Annotated in this window: 10 protein-coding genes; all 10 read right to left on the bottom strand. The window is 61.5% G+C overall.

The annotated features are described in order from the left end of the window. Position 1 precedes the first annotated feature (1 nt). The 10 genes from ENTMO_RS0103200 to hpaG all read right to left on the bottom strand — a co-directional run bounded on the left by ENTMO_RS0103200 (position 2) and on the right by hpaG (position 10,302). Complete coding sequence (locus ENTMO_RS0103200) at positions 2–514, bottom strand: 4-hydroxyphenylacetate 3-monooxygenase reductase subunit (protein WP_010427197.1); 513 nt, start codon at positions 512–514, stop codon at positions 2–4. A 17-nt stretch (positions 515–531) separates the two neighbouring features. Continuing rightward, complete coding sequence (gene hpaB, locus ENTMO_RS0103195) at positions 532–2,094, bottom strand: 4-hydroxyphenylacetate 3-monooxygenase, oxygenase component (protein ID WP_010427196.1); 1,563 nt, start codon at positions 2,092–2,094, stop codon at positions 532–534. Between the two features lie 218 nt (positions 2,095–2,312). Next, positions 2,313–3,203, bottom strand: coding sequence for a 4-hydroxyphenylacetate catabolism regulatory protein HpaA (gene hpaA / locus ENTMO_RS0103190; RefSeq protein WP_010427195.1), 891 nt, complete (start codon positions 3,201–3,203; stop codon positions 2,313–2,315). Further along, complete coding sequence (gene hpaX, locus ENTMO_RS0103185) at positions 3,175–4,527, bottom strand: 4-hydroxyphenylacetate permease (protein ID WP_010427194.1); 1,353 nt, start codon at positions 4,525–4,527, stop codon at positions 3,175–3,177. Before hpaX ends, hpaA begins: the two co-directional genes overlap by 29 nt. A gap of 21 nt (positions 4,528–4,548) precedes the next feature. Then, entirely contained in the window at positions 4,549–5,346 is a 798-nt protein-coding gene (gene hpaI, locus ENTMO_RS0103180) for a 4-hydroxy-2-oxoheptanedioate aldolase (RefSeq protein ID WP_010427193.1), read from the bottom strand. A gap of 9 nt (positions 5,347–5,355) precedes the next feature. Beyond that, complete coding sequence (gene hpaH, locus ENTMO_RS0103175) at positions 5,356–6,159, bottom strand: 2-oxo-hept-4-ene-1,7-dioate hydratase (RefSeq protein ID WP_010427192.1); 804 nt, start codon at positions 6,157–6,159, stop codon at positions 5,356–5,358. Between the two features lie 158 nt (positions 6,160–6,317). Continuing rightward, the gene (locus ENTMO_RS0103170) at positions 6,318–6,698 is read right to left on the bottom strand and encodes a 5-carboxymethyl-2-hydroxymuconate Delta-isomerase (RefSeq protein ID WP_010427191.1); all 381 of its coding nucleotides are present in this window, start codon (positions 6,696–6,698) and stop codon (positions 6,318–6,320) included. 9 nt (positions 6,699–6,707) lie between these two features. After that, positions 6,708–7,559, bottom strand: a complete 852-nt coding sequence (hpaD, locus tag ENTMO_RS0103165; RefSeq protein WP_010427190.1) for a 3,4-dihydroxyphenylacetate 2,3-dioxygenase — start codon at positions 7,557–7,559, stop codon at positions 6,708–6,710. Positions 7,560–7,561: 2 nt separating this feature from the next. After that, a complete protein-coding gene (gene hpaE / locus ENTMO_RS0103160; RefSeq protein ID WP_010427189.1) occupies positions 7,562–9,028 on the bottom strand; it encodes a 5-carboxymethyl-2-hydroxymuconate semialdehyde dehydrogenase in 1,467 nt (488 codons plus the stop codon). Then, positions 9,028–10,302: a 4-hydroxyphenylacetate degradation bifunctional isomerase/decarboxylase gene (hpaG, locus tag ENTMO_RS0103155; RefSeq protein ID WP_010427188.1), complete on the bottom strand. Its 1,275-nt coding sequence runs from the start codon at positions 10,300–10,302 to the stop codon at positions 9,028–9,030. The genes hpaE and hpaG overlap by 1 nt, the downstream gene beginning before the upstream one ends. Positions 10,303–10,393: the final 91 nt, after the last annotated feature.

Here is a 10,393-nt window from a genome sequence, read left to right as displayed (position 1 = left end):
ATTAAACGGCTGCTTCAAGCTCCATCATCACGGGGTGGAAGCGGCGTTTGAAATAGATCAGGCCGTGGCCCTCTTCACTGAGGATGATGTTTTTAATTTCAACGAGATAAACAAGATGCGTGCCGATGGTTTGCACCTGGCTTATCTCCCCTTCCAGGCTGGCGAGCGCGCCTTTTAGCGCCGGCTGCGCCAGCGGGCCTTTCTGCCAGCAGGAGAGGGCAAAGCGCTCCTCCATGGCCATGCCGGTCATCCCGGCGAAATGGCGAGCCATGATCTCCTGCTCGTGGTTCAGCACGTTAACGCACAGCCTGCCGTTACCCTGAAAGACCGGGTTCATGGCGCTGTTGGCGTTGATGCACACCATGATCGAGGGCGGCGTGTCCGTCACCGAACAGACGGCGGTGGCGGTGATACCGCAGCGGCCCGCCTCGCCCTCGGTGGTGACCACATTAACCGCAGCCGACAGGCTGCTCATCGCGTCGCGAAAACGCAGGCGTTGTTCATCTGAATGCATTGCAACCTCCCGCTGCGCTATTTCAGCAGCTTGTCGAGCATGTTGATATCGGTGTTGTTGTGCAGGTGCGGCACCGTCCAGCCGTGCTGATCGTATTCGGACATGCAGCGGTCGACCATTGCCATCATTTTGTCCATGTTGCCGGAGCTCTGCGCCTGGCGCAGACACTGCAGGCGGATCTCATCCTGACTGCCGGAGTAGTTGATTTCGTACAGCTCGTGACGACCGCCAAACTCGCTGCCGATGGCATCCCACATCAGTTTCAAAATCTTGATGCGTTCAACGTGATCCATACCGTTGGAGCCGCGTACGTATTTCGCCAGATACTGGTCGATCTGCGGGTTGTTCAGGTCGCGGGCACTGGAGGGCAGGTAGATCAGCCCGGAGGTGACGTTACGTTCGATGATGTTCTTGATCTTGGCGTAGGCCATCGGCGCCATGACGCGGTAGGTTTGCAGCGCGGCGTGATCCGGCAGATACGCGCCGTTGACCCACGGGGTGGCTTCGGAACACATGGAGTCGCTCAGCGCCCAGAACATGTTGCGCCAGGCCACCACTTCGCCGAGATCCGCCTGCACGCCGCGGAACTCCAGGGTACCGGTGCACTCCAGGGATTTTTTCAGCAGGGCGGTGATGAAGTCGAGCTTCACCGCCAGACGCACGCAGGCCTGCAGCGGGTACATGCGGGCGAAGCCGCCCTCCATCGTCCAGCGACGGCAGCGGTCGAAATCGCGGTAGATGAGCACGTTTTCCCACGGGATCAGCACGTGATCCATCACCAGGATCGCATCGTTCTCGTCAAAGCGGCTGGAGAGCGGGTAGTCGTACGGGGATCCGGTTGCGCCTGCCACCATCTCGTAAGAGGCGCGGGAGATCAGCTTCACGCCTTCGGCATCCATCGGCGCGACGAACATCAGCGCGAAGTCCGGGTTTTCGCCCATCACCTGCGCGGAACCGAAGCCGATCATGTTGTAGTGGGTCAGCGCCGAGTTGGTTGCCACCACTTTCGCGCCGCTAACGATGATCCCGGCGTCGGTCTCTTTCTCCAGCTTGATGTAGACGTCTTTTACTTCGTCCGCCGGTTTGTGACGGTCGATCGGCGGGTTAACGATAGCGTGGTTGAAGTACAGGCCGGTTTCCTGAATGCGGGTGTACCAGTTACGGGCGTTCTGCTCGAACTGGCCGTAGAAGGCCGGGTTGGCACCGAGCGCGCAGCCGAACGCGGCTTTGTAGTCCGGCGTGCGGCCCATCCAGCCGTAGCTCAGGCGTGACCACTCGGCGATGGCGTCGCGCTGCTGGCGCAGGTCGTCGGCGCTTTTCGCCACGCGGAAGAACTTGTGGGTATAGCCGCCGCTGCCGGTGTCGGTGCCCCAGCAGAGGGTATCCTGCATGTCCGGCTTGTGCAGCGCGTCGTACATTTGCGCGATGGAGGCCGCCGCGTTGCGAAACGCCGGATGGGTGGTGACGTCTTTGACGCGCTCGCCGTAGATGTAAATCTCACGGCCATCCTGCAGGCTTTTTAAATACTCTTCGCCGGTTAACGGACGTTTGGCATCAGCGCGGAAATCTTCAGGCTTCATAGGGACCTCGTATCGGAATAGAGTTGTTAAATTTATGTTTTGTTTTTGTTGTTTAATTGAAGCCTGAGAGGGGCGTAACGTGAAGGGACGTTTGGGACAACGGCGGGTACTTTTCGGGTGGGATGTGGTTTTGTGATCTGTGCGGCTTTTCGGCGGGTGGCGCTGCGCTTACCCGCCCTACGGACCGTAGCCCCGGTAAGCGTAGCGCCACCGGGGAATTACGACACCGGTACTTTCTGCGCCCGATACGCGCTCGGCGAGCACCCCACTAAGCGGTTAAAAAAACGGGCAAAGTAAGCCGGATCCTTAAACCCCAGCTGCCAGGCAATCTCGCTGACCGCGCTGTCGGAAAAGAGCAGCAGCCGCCTCGCTTCACGCAGTTGCCGGTCGAAGATCAGCCGCTTCGGCGGGCGGTTGGCGAAGCGGCGGCAGATATCGGTCAGGCGTGATTCGGTCAGGTGCAGCTCGCTGGCGTATTCCGGCACCGTCCAGTGCTGGTGGTAGTGCGCGTCAATCAGCTGGGTAAAGCGCTGGAACAGCTTCAGCTCGCCGCGCATTCCGCCTGAAGCGTGGTCGTCGAGCTTTGCGTTGCGCAGCAGCAGAGTAAAGACCGCCTGCGCCAGCAGAACCAGGCTATGCTCGCGCCCCGGCAGTTGTTCCGTGGACTCCCGGGCAATCAGCTGCCAGTAGTGCTTCAGGGCCGCCAGCTCGTCCGGCCTGTCGGCCAGCGAGAGGCAGATCCCCGGCAGACCAAACGCTTCCCGCGTGCCGGGGTAGAGCACCTCCAGCAGCGGCCAGATCAGATCCTCGCGCACCGTCAGCACGTGCCCGTCGCTGTCGGATTCGGTGATAAACGCGTGCGGCACCGACGGCGGCGTCAGGACGAACAGCGGGGCCTGCACCGAGTAGCGGTGATCGTCGAGCTGGAGTTCAATCTGCCCGGTATCGAGAAAGTGCATCTGAAAATACTGGTCGTGACGATGCGCCTGCATGTCGCGGCCAAAAAAGGCCGCCATGCGGGCGAACGACTGGTAGTGCACATCGTCGGTGCCCAGACTTTCGTCGTACTCCTTGCTGATATCAATGTTGGCGATGGGGCTCTGGCACATGATCGTTCCTCTGTTGATCCCGCTGCGTCATCGGAATGCGTGTCAGCACCAGCGCGCCGACCACCAGCAGCCCGGCCACGAACCACAGCCCGGAGCTGAAGCTGCCGGTCGCGTCGCGCAGGATCCCAATCAGCAATGGGCTGACGGCAGAACCCACGTTGCCAATGGCGTTGATCACCGCCAGCGCCACCGCGCGGGACTGCAGGCTAATCACCCGATCCGGCGTGGTCCAGAATATGGCCATGGCGGTAAAGGATCCGGTTGAGGCCATAATGATGCCAAGCAGCTGGATCAGGCTGTGATCGGTGGCCGAGGCCAGCATCCATCCCGCCGCGGCGAACAGGTACGGCAGGATGGTGTGCTTTTTTCGCTCTTTCAGCCTGTCGGAGCGTCGGCTCCACCAGATCATCCCGAGAATGGTACAAAACTGCGGGATCGCCGCCAGCAGGCCGATGACGATATTGCTGCTCCCCGTGTTAAAGCTTTGCAGGATCTGCGGCGTCCAGATGTTGATTGCACTGAGCGTGTTGGTCAGGCAGAAGTAGGCCAGCGTGTAGAGCAGCACCGCCGGGGTCAGCACTTCGCGCAGCGTCGAGCGCGGCGTGCCGGATTGGGCAATGGCGACCTCCTGCTCACGGGCGATCATCGTTTTCAGCGCCTGCTTTTCGTCGTCGTCCAGCCAGGTGGCCTGATCCGGCGTGTCGTTGAGGTAAAACCAGGTCACCACGCCAAGCACCACCGACGGTAGCCCCTCCAGCAGGAACAGCCACTGCCAGCCCTTCAGGTTCCACAGCCCGTCCATCGCCAGAATATAGCCGGAGAGGATCGAGCCGAGCATCATGGTCACCGGCATGGCGATCATAAACAGCGCATTGGCGCGGGCGCGGTGATAGGCCGGGAACCACCAGGTGAGATAGACCAGGATCCCCGGCAGGAAGCCGGCTTCGGCAATGCCTACCAGCATGCGCAGGACGTAGAGCGTTTCAGGGCTGGTGGCGAACATGGTGCAGGTGGAGGCGATGCCCCACACCACCATGATCCCGGCGATCCAGCGCCGCGCGCCGATTTTCGCCAGCATGATGTTGCTCGGGATCCCGCACAGCACGTAGGTGACGTAAAACAGCGTCGCGGCCAGGCCAAACATGGTCGACGTAAGGCCCAGATCTTTACCCATCGTCAGCCCGGCAAAGCCGATATTGATGCGATCGAGAAACGAGAAGACAAACAGGATAAAGAGAAAGACGATCAGGCGACGGAACAGCTTGCTAATGGCGCGATGTTCAACAGCTTTATTATCATGGGTTTGCAGGGTAGAGGTCGTCATGGTGCGCTCCAGATCTTACGTTTAGTAGACGGATTTATTGTTATTAACTGACGTAACCGGTTGTTCGATAAAGCGTGCCGCCAGCGCTTCCGCGCCGCGGGCGAGCAGGGTGGTGTCGACGCCGACGGCGACAAACAGCGCGCCGAGTTCAAGGTAGCGTTTTGCCAGCTGCTCGTTCGCCATCAGGATGCCGGGCGCTTTACCGGCGGCGCGTATCTGCGCGATCGCCTGCTCAATGGCGGCCTGCACCTCCGGGTGCTGCGGATTACCGGCAAAGCCCATGTCGGCGCTCAGAGCCGCCGGGCCGATAAACACGCCGTCGACGCCGTCCACGTCCAGGATCTGCGGCAGATTTTTCAGCGCCTCGCGGGTTTCGATCTGCACCAGCACGCACATGGCGTCGTTAGCCTGCTGGAGGTAATCCGGAATGCGGTTCCAGCGCGACGCACGCGCCAGGGCGCTGCCGACGCCGCGGATGCCCGCGGGCGGGTAGCGGGTGGAACGTACCGCCAGACGGGCTTCGTCAGCGTTTTGCACCATCGGCACCAGCAGGGTTTGTGCCCCCACGTCCAGCAGCTGTTTGATTTGTACCGGGTCGTTCCACGACGGGCGGACCACCGGCTGGCTGGGATAGGGCGCGATGGCCTGTAATTGAGTTAACACGGTCTGCACGCTGTTCGGCGCATGTTCGCCGTCGATCAGCAGCCAGTCGAAGCCTGCTCCGGCCAGTAGCTCCGCGCTGTAGCTGCTGGTCAGCCCCAGCCATAAACCGATTTGCGGACGGCCTGCCTGCAACGCCACTTTGAATGCGTTTTGCATGGTTCTCTCCTAAACAAAGCGGCAGCTGATGGAGCCCATATTGCCGTAGTCCACGTGGAAGGTGTCGCCTCTGCTGGCGGACACCGGGCGGGTAAAGGAGCCGCCGAGGATGATTTGCCCCGGCTCAAGCTGCACGTCGTACGGCGCCAGCTTGTTCGCCAGCCACGCCACGCCGTTGGCCGGGTGGTTGAGCACCCCTGCGGCTACGCCGGTCTCTTCGATCACGCCGTTGCGGTAGAGCAGGGCGGAGATCCAGCGCAGATCCAGCGCGTCGGGCTTAATCGGACGGCCGCCGAGGATCACGCCCGCGTTAGCGGCGTTATCGGAGATGGTGTCGAAGACCTTGCGCGGGCGCTGGGTCTCCGGGTCGACGTTGTGGCAGCGGGCGTCGATCAGCTCCAGCGCGGGTATCACGTAATCCGTGGCGTTGTAGACGTCGAAGATGGTGCAGTTTGGGCCGCGCAGCGGCTTCGCCAGCACGAAGGCCAGCTCCACTTCGATGCGCGGGACGATAAAGCGATCCACGGGGATGTCGCTGCCGTCGTGAAAGAACATGTCGTCCAGCAGCGCGCCGTAGTCCGGCTCGCTGATCTGCGAGCTGGCCTGCATCGCCTTAGAAGTGAGGCCGATCTTGTGGCCCTTCAGCACGCGGCCTTCGGCGATCTTCAGGCTGACCCATTCGCGCTGGACGGCGTAGGCGTCTTCAATCGTGATCTCCGGGTATTCCAGCGAGATCGCGCGGATCTGCTCCCGGGATTGTTCCGCCTGATGCAGGCGGTGGGCGATCAGGGTATGGGTATGTTTGTCGAGCATGGCGATATCCTGTTTTATGTTTTTTCTCCCTCTCCCCGTGGGAGAGGGACGGGGTGAGGGCATCAGGCCGCAGAGGTATCTCCCCCCCCCCCCCCCCCCCCCCCCCCCCCCCCCCCCCCCCCCCCCCCCGCCCTCTCCCAAAGGGAGAGGGGACGGTATTACTTAAACAACGCGTGCACGTTGTTTTGTTTGTAATTGAGCGTCGGGTGCAGCTCGTCGAGCTCGAACGACAGTGCCAGATAGCGGGAGGCCATCAGCTCCGCGAAGTGCGTTTTGATCAGCCCAAACAGCATCTCCCCCACGGCTTCCCGGCTCTCCAGGCTGCGCCCGGCACCAATCTTCAGCGTCATATGCACAAAGGCGTAATCGTGCTTGCCGTCGGCCATCTGCCAGGTGTCCAGCCAGTGGGCGCGGCTGCGGATACCGCCGAGGGGGAAGATGCCCGTGGCGGCGAGCGCCTCGTTCACTTTGGCGAACAGCCCCGGCAGGTCGGCCTCTTCGCGGATGTTGTCGGTACATTCAGCAATGAAGTGCGGCATGGTGACTCCTTACGCGGGCAGCGGGAAAACGGCGTTAACCTGGCCGGTACCGGAGCTGGCGAACAGCTCGGTGAGGAACTCCACCTTGCCGTCGTAGTTGTCCCAGCCGAGCATCCCCAGCAGCATCACCGTGTCGTGCATGTTGCCCTCGCCGTAGCAGTAGTCGGCGTACTCCGGCAGCATGCTGCAAAACGCCTTAAACTGGCCTTCGCGCCACAGCTTCACCACACGCTCGTCCATCTGACGGTCAAACTCACGGGTGTAGCTGTTCATCCCTTCCTCGGCGCGCTGGTCGTCGATAAAGCGGTGCGACAACGAGCCGCTGGCGAGCACCGCCACGGTGCCGTCGTATTTCTCAATGGCGCTGACGATGGCCTCGCCCAGCCGGCGGCTGTCGGCGAAGTCGTGAACCGTGCAGAACGCCGAGATGGAGATCACTTTGAAGTGCTTATCTGCATTCATGTAGCGCATCGGCACCAGCGTGCCGTACTCCAGCTTCAGGCTCGGGATGTTGTGCGCTTTGGCGCGTACGCCGAGCTTCACCGCCTCGTCGGCGATCAGCTGGCCGAGCGCCGGGTTGCCGTCGTAGTCGTAGGTCATGTCGCGGATAAAGTGCGGTAGCTCGTTGCTGGTGTAGACGCCCGCAAAATGGTCCGCACAGTTGATGTGGTAGGCGCTGTTCACCAGCCAGTGGGTGTCGAACACGATGATGGTGTCCACGCCCAGCTCGCGGCAGCGCTTGCTAATCTCTTTATGCCCGTCGATGGCCGACTGGCGGCAGCCGTGGTTTTTCCCCGGCAGTTCGGAGAGGTACATCGACGGTACGTGGGTGATTTTTGCCGCTAACACTAATTTACCCATAGTCAGATCCCCCATTTTGGAATCGGATGGTCGCCCATGGAGATGCAGACGTTCTTCATCTCCGCGAACACCTCGAAGCTGTACTCACCGCCCTCGCGGCCGGTGCCAGAGGCCTTCACGCCGCCAAACGGCTGGCGCAGGTCGCGCACGTTCTGGGTGTTCACGAACACCATGCCGGCTTCGATGCTGCGCGCCAGGCGCAGCACCTTGCTGACGTCCTGGGTCCAGATGTATGACGCCAGGCCGTACTCCACGTCGTTGGCCAGGCGCAGGCCTTCCGCTTCGTCCTTAAACGGCAGCAGGCAGGCCACCGGCCCGAAGATCTCCTCCTGCGCCACGCGCATGCGGTTGTCGACGTCCGCCAGCACGGTGGGGCGCAGGAAGTTGCCGCCCTTCAGGTGCGCAGGCAGATCGGTCGGTTTGTCCGGGCCGCCCGCCAGCAGGGTTGCACCCTCTTCAATGCCGAGGCGGATATAGCCGGAGACTTTTTCCCAGTGTGGCTTGCTGATCAGCGCACCAATCTGGGTGTTCGGATCGTTCGGATCCCCAACGCGCAGGCGGTTGGCGCGCTCGGCAAAGCGCTTGACGAATTCCGGGTAGATGCTCTGCTGGATAAAGATGCGCGAGCCCGCGGTGCAGCGCTCACCGTTGATCGAGAAGATGGTGAACAGGGCGGCGTCCAGCGCGCGCTCGATGTCGGCATCTTCAAAAATCAGCACCGGGGATTTGCCGCCCAGCTCCATGGAGTATTTCTTCAGCCCGGCATTTTTCATGATGTTGCGCCCGGTGGCGGTGCCGCCGGTGAAGGAGACGGCGCGCACGTCGTGATGGCGCACCAGCGCGTCGCCTGCCGTCGCACCGTAGCCCTGCACCACGTTGAGCACGCCCGCCGGAATGCCCGCCTCCAGCGCCAGCTCGCCCAGACGGTCGGCGGTCAGCGGAGAGAGTTCAGACATCTTCAGCACCGCGGTGTTTCCGAGTGCCAGGCAGGGCGCGACCTTCCAGGTGGCGGGCATAAACGGCACGTTCCACGGCGACACCAGCGCGCAGACGCCCACCGGCTGCACCAGGGTGTAGTTGAGCATCTTGTCGTCAACCGGGTAGGTTTTGCCGTTCATCTGCTGGCACACCTCGGCGAAGAACTCGAAGTTGTGCGAGGCGCGCGGAATGAGCACGTTTTTGGTCTGGTGGATCGGCAGACCGGTGTCGGCGGTTTCCATGGCGGCGATCTCGGGTACGTTCTGGTCGATCAGGTCGCCCAGACGGCGCATCAGGCGCGCGCGCTCCTTCATCGGCAGGTTGGCCCACTTCGGGAATGCCTCTTTGGCGGCGGCGACGGCCTGGTGAATTTCAGCTTCACCGCCGGAGGCGACTTCCGCCAGCACCTCGCCGGAGGCCGGGTTGGTGGTGTGGAAGTACTCGCTTCCCGCGACGTTTTTACCGTTTATCCAGTGGTTAATCTTTTTCATTATGCAGTCTCCTCGCTGACAATTCGGTTCACCAGGCGCCCCACGCCCTCCACTTCCACCACCACTTCATCGCCCGGCACCACGTCGGACAGCCCCTTCGGCGTGCCGGTGGCGATCATGTCGCCCGGCTGCAGGGTCATAAAATCGCTCAGGTACGCAATCAGGAACGGAATGCTGAAAATGAGATCGGCGGTGGTCCCTTCCTGGCGCAGTTCGCCATTGACGAAGGTGCGCAGGGCGAGGTTGTGCGGGTCGGGAATCGCCGCTTTCGGCACGATGTGGGGGGAAATGGGCGTCAGCCCGTCGCGGCTTTTTACCCGCAGGTTCGGACGGTAGTAGTTTTCCAGGTAGTCGCGGATGGCGTAGTCGTTGCAGACCGTATAGCCCGCAACATAGTCCATCGCCTCGGCTTCGCTGACCTTACGCGCGGTTTTACCGATGACCACCACCAGCTCCGCTTCGTAATGCATATATTCAATATTGCTTGGACGCACCGACGTCTGGTTATCGCCGTTGAAGGTGTTTGGCGCTTTGATAAATACCAGCGGCTCGGTGGGCGGCTTGAAGTCCAGCTCGCTCGCGTGGTCGGCATAGTTCAGACCGAGGGCAAACAGCGTGGCGTGCGGCGGCGTGCTGTGCGCAATAGTGACGTCGCGCTCGTCCACCACCGGGTTTTCCAGCGGCGGAAAGCCTTCAGCCAGAATGCGCACGCGATCGCCCGGGCGGATCTCAACGCGGTTTTGCGGGGTACCGAGCAATATCGCATCGCCGGGATTGAGGGTGGCAAACTCGCTCAGGGCGCTCAGCAGTTCGGCAGCGTTACGCTGAAGCTCGACCGTGTTCCAGTGGTCCGCTTCGCGGCCGTTGATCTCGGTGATGATGGTCAGGTTATCCACGTTATCAACGGCGACAAGTTCGCCGAGTGGACAAAACCCGTCCCGGCATTTGGCCTTGATGGCCGGGCGGTAGAAGCTCTCTTCCGGCAGGCTCACCTCGTTGGCCAGCGCGTATCCCGCGATGTACGCCGCGGCGTCCTCCACGCGCACCTTGCTGGCGGTTTTGCCTACGACCAGCGCCACCGTCGCGCCGCTGAGCACCGTTTCCCCCTGCGGGAACGGAATCGGCTCGCCGGCACGAATCACGGTATTGTGCGGCTTGATGAACCATACCGCCGTTTTCGGCGGGGTGTTGTAGGGGGCTTTTTCGAACGCCTCACGCCAGGCTTCACGCTGGCTTTGATGATTCAGCGCCACGGCAAAAACAGTACCTTTCATTCACATACTCCTCACCCCGGAGGTCCGGGTTATGATTTCATTAATATGTTAATGATCTGGTTTTATGCTTTTGCTGTTTATTTCGCAATCA

Source organism: Enterobacter mori LMG 25706 (assembly GCF_000211415.1).
Taxonomy (GTDB): Bacteria; Pseudomonadota; Gammaproteobacteria; order Enterobacterales; family Enterobacteriaceae; genus Enterobacter; species Enterobacter mori.
The sequence above is the reverse complement of the archived record's forward strand: the minus strand, read 5'-3'. Positions and strand labels throughout refer to the sequence as shown.